At 69.0% G+C, this 20,782-nt stretch carries 17 protein-coding genes; 11 read left to right on the forward strand and 6 right to left on the reverse strand.

Annotated features, from left to right (window positions below; genetic code table 11):
- Positions 1-6: 6 nt before the first annotated feature.
- Positions 7-924 carry a TauD/TfdA family dioxygenase gene (locus ACM26Y_RS20230; protein WP_040781121.1) on the reverse strand — a complete coding sequence of 306 codons (918 nt, stop codon included), beginning with the start codon at positions 922-924 and terminating at the stop codon, positions 7-9.
- Between the two features lie 31 nt (positions 925-955).
- Entirely contained in the window at positions 956-1,597 is a 642-nt protein-coding gene (locus ACM26Y_RS20235; RefSeq protein ID WP_003934568.1) for a TetR/AcrR family transcriptional regulator, read from the reverse strand.
- Positions 1,598-1,896: 299 nt separating this feature from the next.
- Between ACM26Y_RS20235 and ACM26Y_RS20240 the strand changes: the two genes are divergently transcribed.
- Both ACM26Y_RS20240 and ACM26Y_RS20245 read left to right on the forward strand, forming a co-directional pair.
- On the forward strand, positions 1,897-3,387 hold the full coding sequence (locus ACM26Y_RS20240) for an MFS transporter (RefSeq protein ID WP_416061735.1): 1,491 nt from the start codon (positions 1,897-1,899) through the stop codon (positions 3,385-3,387).
- A 17-nt stretch (positions 3,388-3,404) separates the two neighbouring features.
- The gene (locus ACM26Y_RS20245) at positions 3,405-5,747 is read left to right on the forward strand and encodes an arylsulfatase (RefSeq protein WP_416061736.1); all 2,343 of its coding nucleotides are present in this window, start codon (positions 3,405-3,407) and stop codon (positions 5,745-5,747) included.
- 76 nt (positions 5,748-5,823) lie between these two features.
- On the opposite strand, the gene ACM26Y_RS20250 is transcribed toward ACM26Y_RS20245, so the two are convergent.
- Complete coding sequence (locus tag ACM26Y_RS20250; RefSeq protein WP_416061737.1) at positions 5,824-7,311, reverse strand: MFS transporter; 1,488 nt, start codon at positions 7,309-7,311, stop codon at positions 5,824-5,826.
- Between the two features lie 178 nt (positions 7,312-7,489).
- Here ACM26Y_RS20250 and ACM26Y_RS20255 point away from each other — a divergent pair, with 178 nt between their 5' ends.
- The 3 genes from ACM26Y_RS20255 (at position 7,490) to ACM26Y_RS20265 (ending at position 10,591) form a co-directional block, all read left to right on the forward strand.
- Complete coding sequence (locus ACM26Y_RS20255; RefSeq protein WP_416061738.1) at positions 7,490-8,965, forward strand: MFS transporter; 1,476 nt, start codon at positions 7,490-7,492, stop codon at positions 8,963-8,965.
- Positions 8,966-9,155: 190 nt separating this feature from the next.
- Positions 9,156-9,929, forward strand: a complete 774-nt coding sequence (locus ACM26Y_RS20260) for an IclR family transcriptional regulator (RefSeq protein ID WP_416061739.1) — start codon at positions 9,156-9,158, stop codon at positions 9,927-9,929.
- Between the two features lie 74 nt (positions 9,930-10,003).
- Complete coding sequence (locus tag ACM26Y_RS20265) at positions 10,004-10,591, forward strand: TetR/AcrR family transcriptional regulator (protein ID WP_416061740.1); 588 nt, start codon at positions 10,004-10,006, stop codon at positions 10,589-10,591.
- Positions 10,592-10,622: 31 nt separating this feature from the next.
- Here ACM26Y_RS20265 and ACM26Y_RS20270 read toward each other — a convergent pair whose 3' ends face one another.
- The 3 genes from ACM26Y_RS20270 to ACM26Y_RS20280 form a co-directional block, all read right to left on the reverse strand.
- Positions 10,623-11,756 carry a Rieske 2Fe-2S domain-containing protein gene (locus ACM26Y_RS20270; protein ID WP_416061741.1) on the reverse strand — a complete coding sequence of 378 codons (1,134 nt, stop codon included), beginning with the start codon at positions 11,754-11,756 and terminating at the stop codon, positions 10,623-10,625.
- A gap of 47 nt (positions 11,757-11,803) precedes the next feature.
- Positions 11,804-12,070: a hypothetical protein gene (locus ACM26Y_RS20275; RefSeq protein ID WP_003934576.1), complete on the reverse strand. Its 267-nt coding sequence runs from the start codon at positions 12,068-12,070 to the stop codon at positions 11,804-11,806.
- Between the two features lie 150 nt (positions 12,071-12,220).
- Positions 12,221-12,976 (reverse strand): SDR family NAD(P)-dependent oxidoreductase, encoded by a 756-nt coding sequence (locus ACM26Y_RS20280; protein ID WP_416061742.1) that lies wholly within the window; start codon positions 12,974-12,976, stop codon positions 12,221-12,223.
- 132 nt (positions 12,977-13,108) lie between these two features.
- On the opposite strand from ACM26Y_RS20280, the gene ACM26Y_RS20285 reads away from it, so the two are divergent.
- The 6 genes from ACM26Y_RS20285 to ACM26Y_RS20310 all read left to right on the forward strand — a co-directional run bounded on the left by ACM26Y_RS20285 (position 13,109) and on the right by ACM26Y_RS20310 (position 20,645).
- Complete coding sequence (locus ACM26Y_RS20285) at positions 13,109-14,050, forward strand: ERCC4 domain-containing protein (protein ID WP_416061743.1); 942 nt, start codon at positions 13,109-13,111, stop codon at positions 14,048-14,050.
- A 242-nt stretch (positions 14,051-14,292) separates the two neighbouring features.
- A complete protein-coding gene (locus ACM26Y_RS20290) occupies positions 14,293-15,045 on the forward strand; it encodes an SDR family NAD(P)-dependent oxidoreductase (RefSeq protein ID WP_416061744.1) in 753 nt (250 codons plus the stop codon).
- A 161-nt stretch (positions 15,046-15,206) separates the two neighbouring features.
- Positions 15,207-16,247: an LLM class flavin-dependent oxidoreductase gene (locus ACM26Y_RS20295; protein WP_064065753.1), complete on the forward strand. Its 1,041-nt coding sequence runs from the start codon at positions 15,207-15,209 to the stop codon at positions 16,245-16,247.
- Positions 16,244-17,869, forward strand: a complete 1,626-nt coding sequence (locus ACM26Y_RS20300) for a long-chain-fatty-acid--CoA ligase (RefSeq protein ID WP_416061745.1) — start codon at positions 16,244-16,246, stop codon at positions 17,867-17,869. Before ACM26Y_RS20295 ends, ACM26Y_RS20300 begins: the two co-directional genes overlap by 4 nt.
- A gap of 80 nt (positions 17,870-17,949) precedes the next feature.
- Entirely contained in the window at positions 17,950-19,923 is a 1,974-nt protein-coding gene (locus ACM26Y_RS20305; RefSeq protein ID WP_416061746.1) for an LLM class flavin-dependent oxidoreductase, read from the forward strand.
- The gene (locus ACM26Y_RS20310; protein WP_054372017.1) at positions 19,920-20,645 is read left to right on the forward strand and encodes an SDR family NAD(P)-dependent oxidoreductase; all 726 of its coding nucleotides are present in this window, start codon (positions 19,920-19,922) and stop codon (positions 20,643-20,645) included. Before ACM26Y_RS20305 ends, ACM26Y_RS20310 begins: the two co-directional genes overlap by 4 nt.
- Positions 20,646-20,782 lie beyond the last annotated feature (137 nt).

The following is a 20,782-nucleotide window of genomic DNA, read 5'->3' on the forward strand; positions in this document are numbered from 1 at the left end:
CGGCGGTCAGCGCGGAACGTCGCCGAGGATCGAGACCCGCTCCATCACGCGCCGGTGCGGGAAGTAGTCGCTGGCCGCGTAGTGCTGGGTGGCCCGGTTGTCCCAGAACGCAACAGAATTCGGTTCCCATCGGAATCGGCATTGGAAGTCGGGGACCTTGGCCTGGTCGAACAGGTGCTGCAGCAGCCGGCCGCCCTCGACGGGATCCATGTCGGGGATGTGCGTGGTGAACAGGCTGTTGACGAACAACGTCCTGCGTCCCGTCTCCGGATGCGTGCGCACGATCGGATGCCGCACCGGCGGGTACTGCTCCCTCATCTGCTCGAGGCGCTCGGCGGTCATGCCCCGGCCGAAGGACGGTACGAAGTCGTGCACGGCGTCGAGTCCGTCGATACGGTCCTTGATCTCGTCGGAGAGGCAGTCGTACGCGTTACCCATGTCGGCCCAGAGGGTGTCGCCGCCGGCGGGCGGGACCTGCAACGCCCGCAGCACCGACCCCATCGGTGGACGCTGCTGCCACGTGACGTCGACGTGCCAGATGTTCTCGGTGCCGGGGTTGTCCTCACCGCGTTCGAAGTGGACCACCTCGGGTACCTCACCCTGCGGGAGCAGCGGGTGGACCTCGAGTTCACCCCAGTGCCGGGCGAAGTCGCGGTGCTGAGCCCCGGTGATGCGCTGGTCGCGGAAGAACAGCACCTTCCATTCGAGGAGGGCGCGGCGCAGTTCGGCGATCTGCTCGGGCTGCGGGTCGCCCAGGTCCACGTCGGTGACCACGGCGCCGATGTAGGGCGTGACGGGCTCGAGGCGCAGGCTCACGTACGGTTCGTCGCTGGACGCACTGGAAGAGCGCCGCATGAACCTCGGACCGAACTCGATGGTGTGTGAGCCTATTTCGACGGAACGGGACGTGATCATCGGGGGCATGGCGACTCCTGTCGGATAGCTGGCGAACGGGTCAGTGGTCGAGCCGGGCATGCGAGTCCTCGGCCTGCAGCGCCCCGACGGCCATGTCGATCAGGTGATCGACGGTTTCGTCGAAGTCGGCTCGCACCACTGGAATTCCTTTTTCCTGACGCTGCTCGAAGATCGCCAGGGCGGATACGGACATGTTGAAGACGAGATCGATGCGCTCGACCGCGGTGCGCGGAGACAAGTGCGGCAACAGGCGCGTGAGACGGCGGACGACTTCGGCATTGGCGTCCCACAGGGCCGCGAACTCCTCGTCGAAGAAGTCCACCGAGGGCGACACCCTCGCGAGGAAGCGCGCATAGTGGGTTGCCTCCGGCGCGGAGGCGAGGAAGTCGGTCAGCGGGCGGATGCCGGCCTCGACCAGGGCGCGCACGTCTTCACCGCGGCCCTGGCGGTCGAGCTCGTCGAGGCGGTCTCGCCGCACGTCGTTGATGGCGCTCATCCGGGATCTGAAGATGGCCGTCAGCAGCCCGTCCCGGTCGCCGAAGTGGTACTGCACCGCGGAGTTGTTGCGGTGACCGGCGGCCGCCGCGATGTCCCTCAGCGACACTCCGTCGATGCCCCTTGTGGCATAGAGCTTTTCGGCAACCTCGACCAGCGCGCGCCGGGACTCGTCCGTGGATGACATGACGCCACCGTACGGCGCCCGGCCCAGCGGCGTCAAGACACTGACTTAAATTCTGCCGAGGCGGTGAAATATCGTGTTTTCCAGCCAGTTTCGGGATACGGTTCGATCGCGGACGCAGAGTGCACCCTCAGGTCCCACTCAGCGGGACGGCGTCCGTCGCACCCCGCAACCGTGATTAGCGTCACCGACCCGAGGCCCCTGCGCCGGTGGTGGACAGTTCCCCCGCCGTGAAGCGCCCCGCCTGCTTCCCAACGCTTTCGGCCACCGTGCCGCCCCGCCCATCCGAACAAAGGAAAACGATGGTGCCCGACCCGCAGCCGCCCACGGCCACAACGTCCCGGCGACGACTGTTCGTCCTGCTCGCCGTGATCATCCTCTTCTCGGAGATCGCCACGTTCGAAATCCTGATGGTCTACCCCGCCGTCCCCCACATCGCCGCCGCGTTCGGCACCCTCGACGTCGCCTGGGTGATGTCGATCGTCACGCTCGCCGGCGCGACCCTGATGCCACTGATCGGCAAGGCCTCCGACAAACTCGGCAAGAAGCGCGTCATCTTGGGGCTTGCGGTGGTGTTCGTCCTCGGCAGCGTGACGAGCGCGGCCGCGACGTCGTTCGAGATGATGCTCGCCGGCCGCGCCGCCCAGGGCGCCCTCGTCGGCATCGTGGCCCTGTCGTACAGCCTCGTACGCGACATCATGCCCCGCGACTTCGTGCCCGTTGCGCTCGGCGTCGTCGCCACCGGCATCGGGATGTCGGCGGTGGCCGGCCCGTTCGTCGCCGGCTGGCTGATCGACAGCTTCGGCTTCCGGTCGGTGTTCTGGTTCCTCGCCGTCTACGTCACGGCGCTCGTCCCCCTCTACGCGGCGGTGGTCCCGGAAAGCCCGGTCCGCGTCGACCGGCCGGTCGACTACCTCGGCACGCTGCTGCTCGGCCCCGGTGTGGCCGTCCTGCTGCTCGGCATCACCAAGGGCTCGGCGTGGGGCTGGTCGTCCACGCCGACGATCGCGCTGCTCGTCGTCGGCGCGGTGATGCTCGCGCTGTTCGTCGTCCGCCAGCGCACCGCGACCCACCCGCTGATCGACTTCGGCATCCTCTTCGGCCGCCGCTTCGGACCGACCGTCGTCGCCGTCGGCTGCGTCGCCTACATGATGAACGCGCACGCATTCCTGATGCCCACACTGCTGCAGACCCCCGCCGGACTCCCCGGGATCTCGTACGGAGCAGGCCTGACCGCCACCCTGTACGCGCTGTGGACGTGTGCACTCGGTCTGTGTGCGATGGTCGCCGGCCCGCTCGGCGGATTCGCGGCGAAGAAGTTCGGGCCCCGCCAAGTCCTCATCGGCGCCGCGCTGCTGTTCCTGCTGGTGATGTTCCTCGGCACCCGGCTGCCCACGACGTTGTGGCAGGTCGTCGCACTCAGCGCCCTGGCCGGTTTCGCCGTCGGATTCCTGCATTCGTCCAACGCGAACCTCGTGCAGGACGCGCTGCCTGCCGAACAGAGCGGCGTCGGCACCACCATCGCCGGCGTCGGGATGCAGCTGACCTCCGCAATCGCGGTGACCGTCACCGGTGCCGTCATGGCCGGGCACGCCGCCGGCATGCGCCCCGGCGGACGCGCGGTGCTCTATGCCGACACCGCCCTGGTACACGGCTTCCGCTACGCGGCCCTCGTCGGCGCCGCCGGGCTCGTGATCGCGCTGGTCATGAAGCACGGCCGCGCCCCCGCCACGGGCGGCCTGCGGACACCGGATCCCACCCCCGTCGCCGCCGCCCAGCCCCAGCGCGCCTGACCCCCAGGAGATCAGCGATGAACCGCCATTCCCTCCCCATCGTCACCGACCTCCCGCAGCCGTCGGCCGCCGTCGACTACCGCAGTCAGGAGCGCCCGTTCCGCCGCCCCGACCTGGTGCGACCCCCGGCGGGCGCCCCGAACGTCCTGCTCGTGATGGTCGACGACGTCGGATTCGGTGCCGCGTCGGTGTTCGGCGGCCCGTGCCGGACGCCGACGGCCGAACGCCTCGCCGACGACGGCCTGAAGTACACCCGATTCCACACCACCGCGCTGTGCTCCCCCACCCGCGCCGCCACCCTCACCGGCCGCAACCACCACTCCGTCGGCATGGGCGTGATCTCCGAAATGGCCGGAGCTGCACCCGGATACAATGGGACACGACCCGCCTCGGCGGCGACGGTCGCCCGCATCCTGCAGGGCAACGGGTACGCGACGGGCGCCTTCGGCAAGATGCACCAGACCCCGACGTGGGAGATCACCCCGGCCGGACCGTTCGACAGGTGGCCGCTGCGGGAGGGCTTCGACAAGTTCTACGGCTTCCTCGGCGCCGAATCGGACCAGTTCTCCCCCGTCCTCTACGAGGACTTCACCGTCGTCGACCCGCCCCGCACCCCGGAGCAGGGCTATCACCTGTCGGAAGACCTGGTCGACCGGGCCGCGGCGTGGATCGAGGGGGTCCGAGCCGTCGACGAGAACAAGCCGTGGTTCTGCTACCTGCCGTTCGGTGCCTGCCACGCGCCGCTGCAGGTACCGGCGAGCTATCTGGACAAGTACCGCCACGAGTTCGACCACGGGTGGGATCGCCAGCGGGAGATCACCCTGGACCGTCAGCGCCGGCTCGGGGTCGTCGCGCCCGACACCGAACTGGCCCCGTGGCCGGACGACCTGCCCCGGTGGGAATCGCTGAACGAGGACCAGCGGACGGTGTCGGCGCGCCTGATGGAACTGTATGCGGCGTTCCTCGAGCACACCGACGACCAGGTCGGCCGGCTCGTCGACCGGTTGCAGGAACTCGGGGAACTGGACAACACCCTCGTGCTCTACATGCTCGGCGACAACGGCGCCTCTGCCGAGGGCGGATTCGAGGGATCGTTCAACTATCTGGCCGGGCTCAACGGCTATCCGAGCACCACCTCGGACGTCCTCGCGCGATTCGACGAGCTCGGCACCCCCACCAGCTACCCGCACTATCCGGCGGCGTGGGCGCTGGCCCTCGACACCCCGTACCAGTGGGCCAAGCAGGTCGCCTCCCACTACGGCGGCACCCGCAACGGGCTCATCGTGCGCTGGCCGGACGGCATCGCCGACAAGGGCGGGCTGCGCCACCAATGGCACCATTGCGTCGACATCACCCCCACCATCCTCGAGGCGGCCGGGATCCCGGCGCCCCACAGCGTCGACGGCGTGACCCAGATGCCGATGGAAGGCGTCGCCATGAACTACACCTTCGACGACGCCACCGCACCGGACCGGCACACCACGCAGTACTTCGAGATCTTCGGCAACCGCGGCATCTACCACGAGGGCTGGACCGCGGTCACCGCGCACCGCGCGCCGTGGCTGATGGCCACGCACGGTCTCGAGCTCCCGAGCCTCGACGAGGACCGGTGGGAGCTGTACGACACCCGCACCGACTGGTCGCAGGCCCGCGACCTGGCGGACCGGCACCCGGACACCCTGGAGAAGCTGAAACAGCTGTTCCTCGTCGAGGCGGCCCGACACCAGGTCCTCCCGCTCGACGACCGCACCGTCGGCCGCCATGCCGATCCCGGCTCACGACCACCGCATCCGTTCGCGGGCCGGCGCACCGTCACCCTCTACCCGCACATGCAGGGCCTCGTGGAGAAGGCGGCGCCGTCGTTCTTCAACCGCTCGTTCACCCTCACGGCCCGGATCGACACCCACGACCGGCCCTGCCGGGGCATGCTCGCCGGAATCGGCGGGCGCTTCGGCGGATTCGCGTTCTACGTCCTCGAGTCCCGGCCGGTGTTCTGCTACAACTTCAGCGGCAGTCACCACACCTTCGTGCGCTCACCCCGCCCGCTGACCGGCGACGTGCGCGAAGTGTCGCTGCACTTCGACTACGACGGCGGCATCGGGCAGGGCGGCGAGGCCGTGCTCTCCGTCGACGGCGAGGTCGTGGCGCGCGAGCGCATCGAGCGCACCGCACGGGCGATCTTCTCGATGAACGAGCAGCTCGACATCGGCGTCGACCGGGGCAGCCCGGTCGCGGAAGAGACCGCCGAGTTCGGACGGTTCGCGTTCACCGGCACCCTGCATCACGTCCGGGTCGATCTTCCGCCCGGCGGGGGTGCGCAGGCCGACGACCGCCGCCGGGTCGCGCTCGCCACCCACTGACCGGTCGACTGCGCAGTTGTCGTGACGCCACGCCGATGCGGGCGACGACAACTGCGCAGTCGCGGACGACCGATGTTCAGCGAGCGGCGCTGCGCGGCCCCACAGGCGATGCCGCGTCCGACGACTCCCCGCGTCTCCCGGCCGTGATCCAGAACGCCAGCACCGCGCCGGCGAGCGCGGCGACGGCAGCCACGAGGAACGCGACGAAGAAACCGCGGCTGTCGTAGACGATTCCCGTCGCGTCGGCTGTCACCACGTGCTGGGCCAGCAGCGCGAACCCGACGGACGAGAGCATGCCGCCGAACATGGACTGCGACAGGCCGGTGAAGTTGGCGCCGACGGCGCGTTGCTCGGCCGGCAGGGCGAGCATGACGAGGTTCGGCACCGCGGCGTAGATCATGGATCCGAAGCCGACGAGCCCGTACGCGGCGACGATCTGCCACGGGTGGGACGGCGTCGTGCCCAGGATCAGTGCCCCCACCGCGATCAGCACGGACCCGGCGATGAGGTGCTGCCGGAACCCGATCCGCCGAGCCGTGGCACCGACGAACACGCCGCTGACGACGATGAGGACGCCGCCGGGCAACAGCCACAGCGCCATCTCCGTCACCGACAGCCCGAATCCGTAGTCCGCGGCGGGTGTCTGCAGCAGCATCGGAATGAGGGTGGCGATCAGCGTGGTTGCGCCGTAGGCCACGCCACCGGCGAGCAGAGTGATACCGACTGCGCGGCTGGTCAGGACCTCGATGCTGATCAACGGTTCGGCGACTCGCCGTTCCCACGCCACCCACGTCGCGAACGCGGCGAGCGCGAGGCCGAGCACTCCGAGGGTCCTGCCGCTGAGCCAGCCCCATCCGGCGCCCATCGACAGCATCAGCATCGCGGCGAACAGACCCGCCGTAAGCAGCAGTGCACCGACCCAGTCCACCGAGACGCGGGCGCGCACAGGGGTTTCGGGCACGAACAGCAGCGTGAGCACGCCACCCACCGCGCAGAGCGCGAAGGAGAACCAGAACACGGAGGCGACACCCGTGCGGTCCAGCATGAATCCGGACACCAACGGCGCCAGGACGGTGACGACGCCGACCCCGGTGTTGGCGATGCCGATCGACATGGGCTGCAGCCGGGCCGGGAAGACGTCCCGGATCAGCGAATAGCCGAGGGCCGTGAACGCGAAACCCACCCCCGACAGGAAGCGACCCACCAGCAGGATCCCGAAGGTCGGGGCGAGGGCGGAGATCAACGCTCCGGTGCTCGCCACCGCGGCGGTCACCACCAGGATCCGCTTCTTGCCGTAGATGTCGGCGAGCTTGCCCAGGACGGGTGAGGCGATGGCGGCGGCGAGAACGAGCGCGGTCATCACCCACACCACCTGCGTGGTCTGGTAGTGCGCGGCGATCTTGGGCAGCGCCGGGGTGAACAGCGCGAAGGCGAGCGCGGCCTGCTCGGTGAGCAGGACGAGGATCAGCAGGATGCCGATCCAGCGAGCCGTCGACTCCGGCGCTTCGAGGGACGCATCCCCGGAGAGAGGCGGACGTTCGTCCGGTCCGAGTGAAACCGACATGGTTCGGCACCTGCATTTCTCGAGGGCGAAAGGGATTGCCGGACACAGTGCCCGAGCATTCGTCGGCCGTGCACCGGTTGTTCCGCTCAGCTGGACGGCTCTGTCGCAGGCTCGAACGGCATTCTGTAATGGCGGTCACATGTCGGCGCGAGGCCGACCGTGAGTCGAGGACGATGTGATGACAGGGTTGACAAGCACACCCGCTACCACCACCGGACCCGGTTGGACGCCACGACTGGTGCTGTCGCTGGTATCGATGGCTCTTGTACTGGAGATCATTTCGATCAGCTCGTACATGGTGGCCACCGCGTTGAAGCCGATCGGCGAACACTTCCGGACCGGTCAGATCGCCTGGGTGATGACGGCATGGTTGCTGATGGCGGCAATCGCGTGCCCGGTGGTCGGCAAGCTGGCCGACATCTACGGCAAGCGCCGCATGTTCCTGATTTCCCTCGGGGTTTCCGTCGTTGGGGCGGCCCTGTCGGCGATGGCCCCGACGTTCTGGGTGTTCATCGTCGGCCGGGCACTGTTCGGCTGCCTGATCACCTGCATGTTCCTGGCGTACTCGCTGATGCGCGACGTTTTTCCGCCCAGGACGCTGGCGCTGTCGGTCAGCGTCACCGCCGCCGGGATGGGGTTGATGTCGATCCCGTCGCCGTTCCTGACCGGGATGCTGCTGGACCTGTGGTCGTTCCGCAGCATCTTCTGGTTCTTCGTGGTCGTACTGGTCGTGTGCGCGCCGCTGGTGGTGATGACGACGCCGGAGTCCCCGGTGCGCACGCCGGCGCGGGTGGACGTACTCGGTGCCGCACTCCTGGGCACCGGCCTGGCGTCGGTCCTGGTCGGGGTCAGCTTCGGGCCGACGTGGGGATGGATTCACACCGAGACGCTCGGATTCCTCGGCGGCGGCACAGCCCTGCTCGCGATCTGGGCGGTGTCGAGCCTGCGCATGTCCTCGCCGCTCATCGACCTGAGGTTCTTCCGTGAGGGTCCGATGTTCCGGATCACCGCGGCGGCCGGCCTGGGATACGGGACGATCACCCTGTACACGACGGTCCTGCCGCTGATGTGCATGGCGCCGATCTCGCTGGGCCTCGGCTACGGTTTCGGCGTCGACGCCCGCCAGTTCGCGATCCTGCAGGCCCCCATCGGTGTCGGCAGCCTGGTCGGCGGACTGGCGGCGGGACGCGCCATCCGGTCCGCCAGGCCGGCACTCACCCTGGTCGTCGGTCTGTCGGTGATGGCATCGAGCTCTGTGCTCACCGCGTTCGCGCACTCGGCGAAGTTCCCGCTCGTGCTGTGGGTGCTGCTGTTCGGCATCGGTATGGGCATCACGACCGCGTCCATCCCCAACCTGGTGATCCACTCGGTGCCGGCCGACGTGCAGGCGTCGATGTCGAGCATGGTGCAGACCTCCCAGACGCTCATCGCGTCGATCTTCCCCGTCGCGGCGTTCACCATGCTCAACTCGCACGTGGCGACGGTGATCGAGGGCTACGCCTACTACACCGACACGGGCATGGTGGTGGCGTACCTGATGTGCGCCGGCGCATCCGCGGCGTCGCTCGCCGTCGCGGTGGGACTGCTCCGTCGTCGCGTCCACACCGCCGAGGATGCGAACGCGACGTCCCCGGAGGCGGCCGCGCTCGTCTGACCGAGTTTGTCGATACCGCTGCCGGGTGCGCTCTCGGGCGCACCCGGCAGCGGTCGTGTCCGTGCGGAACGCGGACACATTTCCGTCCTGTGTTTCTCTTCACGGCCCGTCGCGGAGCTGTTAGAGTCATCACAACCATTGATTGATCGCTTGATCAGTAGAAGGACCCTCTGTCGCAGTGGGAGGCATAGTGACGACGCACAACGATGTGCCGGTGGCGGTGATCGACCGCGCTGCCCGGCTGCTCGAGGCGTTCCGCGACAGCGAACGGCTCACCCTGGCCGAGCTCACCCGGCTGACGGGCATGCCCCGCTCGTCCACGCACCGGTTACTGAACCAGCTCGTCGAGATCGGCTGGGTCCGCCGGGACGCACCGGCGTACTCGCTGGGCACGAAGATGCTCGAGCTCGGCTCCCTCGTCCAGCACAACGACGCCCTGCACCGGGCAGCGCTACCCGTCATGCACGAGTTGCACGGCCGCACCGGTCTCGTCGTCCACCTGGCGGTGCTCACGGGCACCGAGGTGCTGTACCTGGAGAAGGTCGGCGGCCCCTACTCGATGCGGATCCCGTCCCGCGTGGGGGGCCGGCAGCCGGCCCACTGCACCGCGCTGGGCAAGGCTCTTCTCGCCCAGGGTCAATGCGACGTGGAAGCACTCTTCGCCGATCACCCTCTCCCCGCCCGGACCCCGCACAGCGTCACCGACCCGGACCGGCTGCGCAGTGAACTCGCCCGCATGCGCGAGCAGCACGTCGCGCACGAACGTGACGAGGCCGCGCCCGGCGTCTCCTGCGTTGCGGCGCCGATCGGACCGGCCGGCAAGTGCGTCGGGGCGATCTCCGTGAGCGGCCCGACGGCATCGATCCGAGCCACCGCCCTGGCTGCCCCGGTGCGCGTGGCCGCACTGGCCGCGTGGCGGCGCTTCACCCACCTGCGCGCCGGAAATGTCCGGACAGCGGTATGACACCGTATTGATCGGCTGATCAATAGATGTGGCACAATGGACCGGCCGACGACGACCGAGTCCCGAGGAGTGCCATGGATCCGCACGAGCGCCGCCGCCAGATCCTGGACAGCTCCGCGCAATTGTTTGCTTCCAAAGGGATTGCAGCAACTACAATCCGGGAGATCGCCGACGAGGTCGGCGTCTACTCCGGAGCGCTCTACCACTACTTCCCGTCCAAGGAAGCGATCGTCACCGAACTGATCCGCGAGTACATCGACGATCTGAACGGGCGGTGTCGCGAGATCACCGCGCGGTCCCAGACCCCGATCGAGCGGATCGAGGCGCTCGCGTTGCTGGCCCTGTCCACGTCGGAGGACTACCGTGGCGCCACGACGATCTGGCAGCGCGAGGGCGAGTACATGCGCGACCGCCTCGTCGAGGCCGACCTGGCCGAGACCGCCGACGAGGTCGAGAGAGCGTGGCGGGCGGCCATCGCCGACGGCGTGGCCGAGGGTACGTTCCGCGACGATATCGACCAGGAGGTGTTCTACCAGTTGATCCGTGACGCCGTCTGGCAGGCATCGCGCTGGCACCGCCCGTCGGCGGAGCGTTCCAACGCCGATCTCGCTCGCGACGTCACCCGCATCTTCGTCGACGGATTCCGCCCCCGGGCCGGCTGACCGGCCACGGGGGCGCTCACGTATCGACCGTTCAGGCCTGGCGTGCCATGGTCTCGTCGACCTCCTTCTGCCAGTTCTCCAGCGCACGAGTGGTGTCCACCTCGAATTCGAAGCGTTGCACCATCTCCGGGGTGACGTCCTCGACGTCGACGAAGAACTGGCTGTACCAGCGACGCAACTGGTAGACCGGCCCGTCCTCCTCCGTCAGCAGCGGATTCTCGATCCGGGTCTTGTGCTTCCAGATCTCGACGTCCTGCTTGAACTGCGTCTCCACACCTTCGGTGAACATCGTCGCCATCGCGGCGGCCTCCTCGTCGCCGACGCCCTCCACCTTCCTGACGATGGTGCCGAACTGCAGCACGAACGAGTCCTGCGTGACCGGGTAGTGGCAGTTGACGAGTTTGGTCTCGACCGTCACATCCCCGGACACCGTGTAGACGGTGTCGAGCATGAAGGACGGACCGTAGTACATCGCGTCCGAGATGGTCTGGGAATCCGGAAGATCGAGCTGCACGCCCGTCTTGATGTCGTCACGGCCCGTCGAACGCATGTGCTGCGCGGCGATGTGGCCCTCGAAGACGTTCTTGAAGTACTGCGGCATCTGGAAATGGACGTAGAAGAAGTGCGCCATGTCGACGACGTTGTCGACGATCTCCCGGCAGTTCGACCCGGTGACGTGGAAAGTGTTCCACGTCCACTCGCTCCAGGCGTCGGTCCCGTAGTCGGGGATCTCCGGAATCGTCACGTCCGCCGGCGGCGGATTCCCCTGCGGGTCGTTCCACACGAACAGCAACCCGTTGCGCTCCATACTGATCCACGACTTCGTCCGGGCGAGCTTCGGCGTGCGACGGGCGTACGGGACCTCGGCGCACCGACCGTCGCCACCCCACCGCCAGTCGTGGAACGGGCACGCGATCGTGTCGCCCTTGATCTCGCCCCGGGCCAGATTGCCGCCCATGTGGCGGCAGAACGCGTCGAGCACGTGCAGTGCGCCCTTCGAGTCCTCGAAGACCACCAGATCGGTTCCGAAAATCTGTATCTGGTGCGGCTTTCCGTCGTGGAATGTCTTGGCCAGGCCGAGGCAGTGCCAGCCGCGGGCATACCGCGTCGGGTTGCTCCCCGTCTCGATGCTCCGGACCTCGATGGTCTCGAGTTCAACAGTCATGAAGTCCTCCAGGTGATGTATGTCCGAGTGCGGCGGCGCCGGACCGGCTACGGCTCGTTCGGCCGGGATTCGATCGGCTGGGGTTCGACCCGGCGGGAGGGCACGAGCCGGCCGTCGCGCACGGCGCGATCGACCGACTCATGCAGTGCCCCACAGCGAGGCAGATAGTGCGTGTCCTCGTCCGCGATTGCCGCCGAGGCGAATTCGCGGCAGGTGTCGCGAGCCGGGCCGATCCATTGAATGCTCGTGTGCACGGGGCTGTACTTCGCCACCAGCACCTTGTTGCCACACGCGTGGCATTCGAGCGACTGCATCCGATCACTTCCTTCCTCGGGTACACCGAGCGTAGGAAGTTCCCCACACGGTGGCTGCCGGATGTCAGCTCAGCGGGACACCTTTTCGGAGAGGGGCTTCGGGGACCAGCACGCTTCTCTCTTTCGTCGGGTGTTCGTCGGTGGATCGGTTCATCGCATGAGCGCCTGGCCGCCGTCGACGGGCAGCGAGTGACCGGTGATGTAGTGCGCTGCCGGACTGCACAGGAACACCACCGCCGGGCCGATGTCGGCTTCGGGGTCGCCGAGGCGGCCGAGCGGCACGGTGTCGAGGTAGGCCCGCGCCTCGTCCGGACTCTTCTGCGCCCACACCTCGAGCGCGGGTGAATTCGCCAGCGGGAGAATCGCGTTGACGCGGATTCCGTCGGCCGCCCATTCGCACGCCGCCGCGCGGGTCAGAACCCGGATCGCCTCCTTGGCGGCCGCGTAGCCCCCGTACCCGGACGGGTCCCAGCGCACTCCCGCCGCGGACCCCAGGTTGACGATCGACCCCCGGCCCTTCAGGTGGGGGTGGCATGCCCGCATCAGGCGCAGGGTGGCGGTCGGCCCCGAGTCCATTCCCCGCTGGTAGACCTCCTCGTCCAACTCGAGCAGGCGGCCGTGGACCGTGGTCTGGGCGTTGTTCACCAGGATGGACAGCTCGCCGAATCGCGCGACGACCTGCTCGACCAGCCGGTCGATGCGATCCGCGTCGGTGACGTCGCACTCGAACGCGGCCGCGTGACCGCCCCGCTCCTCGATCTCCGCCGCCACCTTCTCGACCTTCTCCGCCGTACGGCCGGCGAGAGCCACGCGGGCCCCGGCCGCCGCGAGCGCGAGGGCGATACCGCGGCCGACGCCCTGGCCCGCCCCGGTCACCAGGGCCGTCTCCCCATTCAGACAGTTCACGTGCGTCCTCCTCCATTGAGTAATCGATCAATCAATCGGCAATGATGCCGCGCCGGTGCTGGTTCAGCGGCACGAACCGGCGAGTAACTTCCGCGGACAGTTCCACTGGATGGGAATCTGACAGCTGTGGAGATGGTGATTGCAGTGAACCCCGACCCGGCGTCCAAGCTGGGCTACCTGCTGCGCGTACCCCTCGACGGCGGACTGGTGTTCCGCACCTCCGGCACCTGGCCACGCACGAAGGCGCTGTACTGCCACCCCGTGCCGAGCGACGAATGGCCCGACGACCCCGAGGTCGTCGAACGCGTCGTCGTCCGATCGTGCGCACGCCGCGGCGCGGCGATCGACCTGGTACTCGACCGCGGCCGGGAGAATCGGTCGCAGATCGTGTACACCACCGCCCGCGGGCGCGACGTCGTGTTCTGGCAGTCCCCGCGCACCCGCAAACAGGCCCGCCCCAATGTCCGCACCCCCACCGCCCGCGCCGCGGGCGTCGCCGACCTGCCGATCGTCGTGGACTCGCACGAGCGCTACGCCTACCGGTTCGCCGACCAGCAGGTCGTCCTCACCAAGCGGGCGCTGCCGTGCGGCGACTACGGCGTCTTCCACGACGACCGACTCGTGGCCTCGGTCGAACGCAAGTCGGTTCCGGACCTGGTGACCAGCCTGACCAACGGCACCCTGCGCTACGCACTGGCCGAGCTGGCGGCACTGCCGCGCGCCGCGGTTGTCGTCGAGGACCGCTACTCGGCGATCTTCGCGCTCGACCGGGTGCGGCCCGCAATCGTCGCCGACGGCCTGGCCGAGCTGCAGGTGCGCTGGCCGAACGTACCGATCGTGTTCTGCGACACCCGCGCCCTCGCCGAACAGTGGACCTACCGGTATCTCGCGGCCGCGTACGTCTGGGCCGAGACCGAGAACCCGGCGATCGCCCGCATCGCCGCCCCCGCCACCACGACGCCGTCGACGGCCGAGGTCCGAGGCTGGGCCCGCACGCAGGGCCTACCCGTGCCGGACCGCGGCCGCCTCCGCCCCGAGGTCTGGCAGGCGTGGCGCGCGGCGCACCCGGACTGACGAGATCACCGAGCGTGCACTTCTCGTGGCGACACGCCGGGCAGTGGCACGAGAAGTGCGCACTCGCGGGTCGGTGCGATGCGGTACGCGACGGCCGCCGCGCCACCCGTTGTGCGCGCCTCCAAATGCCTCCTGGCAACGGTGTGTCGCCGGGGACATCCGATCCCTACTGTCGGCGGCACCGACGTGTCCTGCATCACATCGAGGACGTCGGGCCTCCATCGAACAGAAGGAAGTCGACGATGACACTCAACGGGAAGATCGCGATCGTCACCGGTGCCGCGCAGGGAATCGGCGCAGCCACCGCCCAGCGACTGGCCGCCGAGGGTGCGACGGTGATCGCGGCGGACATCCAGGACGCCGCGGCGACCGTGGACGCCGTCCTCACCGCCGGCGGCAAGGCCGAAGCGCACGCACTCGACGTGCGCGTCAAGAGCAGCTGGGCCGACACGGTCCGCGAGGTGATCGAGCGGCACGGCCGCGTCGACCTGCTCGCCAACGTGGCCGGTGTCGTCAACATGATCAGCGAGGACAGCGTCGTCGGGCTCACCGAGGAGGCGTGGGATCACGTCATCGGCACCGACCTGAAGGGTGTGTGGCTCGGGATGCAGGCGGTGATCCCGAACATGATCGAGCGTGGCGGCGGCCGGATCGTCAACATCGCGTCGATGGCGGCGCTGCGCGGCCTGCCGAACCTCGCCTCGTACTCGGCGGCGAAGGGCGGCGTCGTCTCCCTCACCAAGCAGGCAGCGTTCGAGTACGGCGACAAGAACGTCCTCATCAACGCGATCTGCCCCGGCACGATCGACACCCCGATCCTGGCGGACATCACCGACGAGATGCGCGCCGCGAACGCCAACGCCCACATCGTCCGGCGTCTGGGCCGGCCGGAGGAGATCGCGTCGATGGTCGCCTACCTGATGCGGGAGGGCAGCTTCCTGACCGGCGAGATCTACCCCGTCGACGGCGGGTGGGCCGCAAAGGGCAACTTCTGATCGGACCGCCGCGCGAGCGTGGGTGGATCCGGCAGCACGGTTGGATCCGCCCACAATCGCCCTCGCATCCCCCTCTTCACCGTCGGGCCTCATCCCACCAAAGTGTGATCTGCGACATAGCTCGATCCGAATAGCCCGATCCGACTCGAAGGACGCGCACCGTGAACGACGAGCACTGCACTTTCGGCCTGTGGTACGACTTCCGCAACCCCACGCGATGGCCGCGCAGCTTCACCGACTTCTACCGGCAGAGCCTCGAACAGATCGCCTGGGCCGAACGCTGTGGGATCGGCTCGGTGTGGTTGACCGAGCATCACTTCATGGAGGACGGCTACACCCCGTCGCCGTTCGTGCTCGCCGCCGCGATCGGATCGCACACCGAGCAGCTGCGCATCGGCACCAATCTGATCGTCGCCCCGCTGCACAACCCGATCCGGCTCGCCGAGGACGCGGCCACCGTGTCGCTCCTGACGGCGGGCCGCTTCGATCTGGGAGTCGGGCAGGGGTACTGGCAGCCGGAGTTCGAAGCGTTCGGCCGCTCGCTGCGGCACCGGCCGAGCCTGCTCGAGGAGGGCATCGCGCTGATCCGGCAGGCGTGGGACGGCGACTGCGTCGAGTTCCGGGGCAGCCGCTTCGACTTCCCGGCACTGCCGGTGACGCCGCAGCCGGAACGCACCCCGCAGGTGCTCGTCGGCGCGATGGCCGACCCGGCCATCGACCGGGCGGCACGCATCGCCGACGGGTTCCTCAGCACCCAGAACGCGCACCACGAGACGTACCTCGACGCACTCGAGCGGCACGGGCGCCCCCGCGACGCCGGCCGCATCTACGCCGGGCAGTGGGCGGTGATCGCCGACGATCCGGAACGTGAATGGGCCCGGATCGGGGAGCACGCGCTGTACCAGATCAACGGCTACATCCGGATGGGGGCGTTCGGGCCGCCGGAGTCCACCCCGTTGTTCGACTCGCCGCAGGCACTCGTCGACGCGGGGGCGTTCCAGCTGTGGGACGCGGCGACCGCGGTGCGGGAACTCACTACCCTGCTCGTGGCCCGGCCGCAGGTCAAGGACGTGCACTTCTGGGCGCAGCTGCCCGGCGAATCCGTCGACAGCGGTTCGGCCCGGATCGAGCTGCTCACCTCGAAGGTGATGCCCGAGGTCCGGTCGGCGGTGGCCGCCGCCCGGCAGGAGGTGCCTGCATGACCCCGTCTCCGGGCAGCCCGCTGGTGATCACCGACTTCCTGTATCGCGCGCGGGAATTGTTCTCGGCCAAGACGATCACGCAGTACCAGGACGGCGGGGCGATCTCGCGGTACACGTACCGCGACTACACCGACCGGGTGTTCCGGTTGGCGGCGGCCCTGATCGAACTCGGGGTGCGGCCCGGCGACCGGGTGGCGACACTGGCCTGGAACCATCGCCGGCACCTCGAGCTGTACCTGGCGGTGCCCCTGGCGGGTGCGGTGTTGCACACCGTCAACCTGCGGCTCGAGGCCGACGAGATCGCCTACATCGTCGACCACGCCGACGACCGGATGATCTTCGTCGACACCGCGCTGCTGCCGCTGCTCGACACCGCCCGCGCCCGGCGGCCCGGCATGCTCGTCGTCACCACCGACGGCGACGGGATCGACCTGCCCGCCCAGGACGCACTCACCGACGCCGCCGCACCCTTGACCGAGCCGGTTCCCCGCGACGAGAACGACCTCGCGGCACTGTGCTACACGTCCGGCACCACCGGTTTCCCCAAGGGGGTGGGGTATTCGCACCGCGGCCTGTACCTGCACACGTTCACCGCGTGCCTGGCCGACGGGCACGCGATCTGCGAGCGCGACACCGTCTGCCACGTCGTGCCGATGTTCCATGCCAATGCGTGGGGAATTCCGTTCGCGGCGTTGATGACCGGCGCGAACCAGGTGCTGCCGGGACCGCACCCCGCGGTGCCGGACATCGCCCGGATCCTCGAGGCCGAACGCGTCACCTACGTCGGGATGGTGCCGACGGTCGCCGTCGAGCTGGTGCGCCACGCCCTGGCGACGGGAGCGGACCTGACGAGTCTGCGCGCACTGGTGCTCGGCGGCTCGACCCCGACCCCGGAACTGATCCGCAGCATCGAGGAGGACCTCGGGGTGCCGGCCTATCAGGGCTGGGGTATGACGGAGATGTCGCCGATGGGCACGTTCGCCCGGCCTCCCCGCGCCGCCGACGACGATCCGGGCAGGCGCTACGAGTACATCCGCCGGCAGGGGCGGTTGCTGCCCGGGTTGCGGTGGAAGCTCGTCGACGACGATGGCGCTGTAGTTCCCCACAACGGTGTCGATCGGGGCGAGCTGCTCATGCGGGGCCCGTGGGTGGCCGAACGATACTTCCGCGACGAGCACCCGGAGGCGTTCGTCGACGGCTGGTTGCGCACCGGCGACATCGCCACCATCGACGAGGAGGGTTACCTCACCATCGTCGACCGGGCGAAGGACCTGATCAAGAGCGGCGGCGAGTGGATCAGCTCGGTCGCGCTCGAACAGGCATTGGTGCAGGTCCCGCACGTCGCCGACGCCGCGGTCGTGGCCGTGCCGCACGAGAAGTGGCAGGAGCGGCCCCTGGCGTTCGTCGTCGCCGAGGAAGGGCAGGTTCTCGACCCGGAGGCGGTGCGTACCGCGCTCGCCGACCTCGCACCCCGCTGGTGGGTGCCCGAGCAGGTGGTGGTCGTCGAGTCGTTGCCGCGCACCAGTGTCGGCAAGGTCGACAAGAAACGCCTGCGCAGCACCGTCGACGCCCGGGTGTTTGTGGACTCCCACAACGGCGGCGGAGCCAGATTCCCCGCCTGAACCGGGCACCGCTCTAGCGTCGGGTCCACCGGTGCGGCGCGGGCGGCCCCGCCGGAGGCGTCGTCGCAAGGAGGCACACCGTGAAGTTCGGCATCTTCTACGTCCTCGAGTGCCCGGACCGGGACTTCTCCCGGGCCTACCGCGAGATGCTCGAACAGATCGCCTACGCCGAGCAGCTCGGCTTCGACGAGGTGTGGCTGGCCGAGCATCACGGCAGCGACTACGGGTCGATGCCGTCGCCGCAGGTGGCGGCGGCGGCGATCGCCGCCCGCACCGAACGGATGCGGATCGGCATCGCGGTGAGCAACCTGACGTTCGACTGGCCGGTGCGCATCGCGGAGGACTATGCGATGGTCGACGTCATCTCCGGTGGCCGCCTCGATTTCGGGGTCGGGCGCGGCTACCAGCCGGACGAGTTCCACAACATGGGCGTCGCCGATCTGCAGGGCGAGAGCCGCGAGGTGTTCGTCGAGGCGCTCGAGATCGTGCGGGGCCTGTGGAGCAAGAGGCCAGGCGAACCGTTCTCCTACCACGGCAAGCACTTCGACCTCGACAACGTCGACTGCCGTCCCACCCCGGTGCAGCGGCCCACCCCGCCGATCTACATCGCCTCGATCAGCCCGGAGACCCTGGATCTGGCGGCCGATCAGGGCTACAACATGCTGGTCACGCCGACGTTGATGACGATGCCGGAGCTGAACGCGTTCGTCGTCGACGCCAAACGACGGCTGCGCGACCTCGGCCGGGACGTGCTGAGCCTGGATTTCCCGATGAACTGGCAGATCCACCTCGCCGACACCGAGGACGTCGCGGTCGAGAACGCGCGGGACGCCCTGACCTGGTATTTCGATGCGGCGCTCGCGGCGGTGCCGCAGGGCCCGGACGTGCCGCCGACCTACGAACGCTACGCCGAGTTGGTCACCGCGGCCGACGAGGCCGGCGGCATGACCGTCGAGGGTCTGCGCGACGGCGGCGTCGTGTACGTCGGTGATCCCGACGGCCTGACCCGGCAGCTCGAGGCCCTGCACGACGAGACCGGCCTGCAACACCTGATCTGCTGGATGCGGTTCGGCGGCCTGGCCCACGAGAAGGTGATGCGCTCACTCGAACTGTTCGCCGAACACGTCATGCCCCGGTTCCGGGATCGCCCGGCCGTGGTGCCGCGGGCCTTGCGACACGACCCGGCCACCCCGGCCACCCCTCTGCTTCCCCATCCGTTCCATCCCACTTCCCCACTCGCACAGGAGGACACCATGGGTTATCTGCCCGTCGAGAACGACCGCCGGATCTACTTCGAACACCACCGCGGGGAGGGCCGGCCGATCGTGCTGATCCACGGCTGGGGTGCCACCGCCCGCGCCTGGGACACGACACTGCCGGCGCTGCGCGCCGACGGCAACGAGGTCGTGACGCTCGATCTGCGGTGCTGCGGCCGGTCCGACAAGGACTTCGACGACGTGTCGATCGCCGCGCTGGCCGCCGACGTGGTGGCGCTGGTCGAGCATCTGGACCTGGACCGGCCCGTGATCAACGGTTGGTCGCTCGGCGGGGCGGTGGCGACCGCGGCCGCCGCGCAGCTCGGGGAGCGGGCGTCGGCGTTGGTGCTCACCGGCGGGGCATCGCCGCGATACACCGCCACCGACGACTGGCCGCACGGGGGGACGGTCGCCGACGTCGAGGGTGTGCTCGCCGGGGTCGCCGCGAACCGGGCCGAGACGTTCCGCGGGGTCGCTGCGGCGGTGTGCGCCCAGGACCCCGGCGAGGCCGTGCTCGAGTCGATCTGGGACATGTTCATGTCGATGGGGCCGCGGGGCGACGACTCGCTGCGTGATCTGGCGACGATCGACCTGCGCAAGGAGATCGCAGCGCTCGAGGTGCCGATCCTGCTGCTCCACGGCCGGCTCGATGCGTTCGTGCCGTTCTCCGGGGCCGAGGCGGTGCCGACGCTCAACGACCGCGCCGAGGTCGTGGAGTTCCCGTCGAGCGGGCATGCCCCGTTCCTCGAGGAGCGGGACCGCTATCTCGCCGCGTTGACGGGATTCCTGAACCGATGAGCGGCGTCAGGACGTGGCTGGTCACCGGCGGTTCCCGGGGCATCGGACGGGCCGTGGCGGAGGCCGCGGCCGCCCGCGGCGACAACGTCGCGGTGTTCGCCCGCAAGCCGGCGGCGGCACCGTGGACGCACCCCGACCGGGTGGTGGAGATCAACACCGACATCAGCGATACGGCGTCGGTCGGACTCGGGGTGGACGCGGTGTTCGACCGGTTCGGTGCGCTCGACGTCGTGGTCAACGCCGCGGGTGTGCACCGCGGCGGCCGGATCGACGATCTGCCCCGCGCCCACTGGGACGAGGTGCTGGCCACCAACCTCACCGGTGCGTTCGAGGTGGCCCGGACCGTCGTTCCCCGGCTGTCCGCGGGGGCGGCGATCGTCAATGTCGGTGCGGTGGTGGGCTTCCGGGGGTTCCCCGGCGACGTCGCCTACGGCGCGGCGAAGGCGGGGCTGAGCGGGCTGACCCAAGTGCTCGCCGTCGAGCTCGCACCACGGGACATCCGCGTCAATCTCGTCATCCCCGGCTTCGTGGACACCGACATGACCTCGGCGCTGACGGGCCGGGCCCGGGAGCGGGTCGTCGCGGCGATCCCGATGGGCCGAACGGGCCGTCCCGAGGAGATTGCGCAGGTCATCGTGGGTGTCGCGGACGCGCCGTACATGACCGGTTCGGTGGTGGCCACCGACGGTGGGTTGATGTCCTCGTTCAGCTCGCGGTCGTGACCGCGCGGTCGTTGTAGCGGCCTACAACGACCGGAAAACCGGCGTGACCCACACCACAGTCTTCCGGATACCGTCGGACGCAGCAGTTGGGAAGTTCTTTTCCCGCTACCTGATTCGTCCTCACTCGAAGGAGCTCA

Origin of the sequence: Rhodococcus indonesiensis, assembly GCF_047782815.1 — a bacterium.
GTDB lineage: Bacteria > Actinomycetota > Actinomycetes > Mycobacteriales > Mycobacteriaceae > Rhodococcus > Rhodococcus indonesiensis.

What these genes read in the sequence shown, in the direction of transcription:
- ACM26Y_RS20275 (WP_003934576.1), bottom strand. Translation starts at nt 12,070, where the DNA reads ATGCAGTCGCTCGAATGCCACGCGTGTGGCAACAAGGTGCTGGTGGCG.
- ACM26Y_RS20265 (WP_416061740.1), top strand. Translation starts at nt 10,004, where the DNA reads ATGGATCCGCACGAGCGCCGCCGCCAGATCCTGGACAGCTCCGCGCAA.
- ACM26Y_RS20270 (WP_416061741.1), bottom strand. Translation starts at nt 11,756, where the DNA reads ATGACTGTTGAACTCGAGACCATCGAGGTCCGGAGCATCGAGACGGGG.
- ACM26Y_RS20245 (WP_416061736.1), top strand. Translation starts at nt 3,405, where the DNA reads ATGAACCGCCATTCCCTCCCCATCGTCACCGACCTCCCGCAGCCGTCG.
- ACM26Y_RS20300 (WP_416061745.1), top strand. Translation starts at nt 16,244, where the DNA reads ATGACCCCGTCTCCGGGCAGCCCGCTGGTGATCACCGACTTCCTGTAT.
- ACM26Y_RS20285 (WP_416061743.1), top strand. Translation starts at nt 13,109, where the DNA reads ATGGTGATTGCAGTGAACCCCGACCCGGCGTCCAAGCTGGGCTACCTG.
- ACM26Y_RS20240 (WP_416061735.1), top strand. Translation starts at nt 1,897, where the DNA reads ATGGTGCCCGACCCGCAGCCGCCCACGGCCACAACGTCCCGGCGACGA.
- ACM26Y_RS20250 (WP_416061737.1), bottom strand. Translation starts at nt 7,311, where the DNA reads ATGTCGGTTTCACTCGGACCGGACGAACGTCCGCCTCTCTCCGGGGAT.
- ACM26Y_RS20290 (WP_416061744.1), top strand. Translation starts at nt 14,293, where the DNA reads ATGACACTCAACGGGAAGATCGCGATCGTCACCGGTGCCGCGCAGGGA.
- ACM26Y_RS20255 (WP_416061738.1), top strand. Translation starts at nt 7,490, where the DNA reads ATGACAGGGTTGACAAGCACACCCGCTACCACCACCGGACCCGGTTGG.
- ACM26Y_RS20230 (WP_040781121.1), bottom strand. Translation starts at nt 924, where the DNA reads ATGCCCCCGATGATCACGTCCCGTTCCGTCGAAATAGGCTCACACACC.
- ACM26Y_RS20310 (WP_054372017.1), top strand. Translation starts at nt 19,920, where the DNA reads ATGAGCGGCGTCAGGACGTGGCTGGTCACCGGCGGTTCCCGGGGCATC.
- ACM26Y_RS20235 (WP_003934568.1), bottom strand. Translation starts at nt 1,597, where the DNA reads ATGTCATCCACGGACGAGTCCCGGCGCGCGCTGGTCGAGGTTGCCGAA.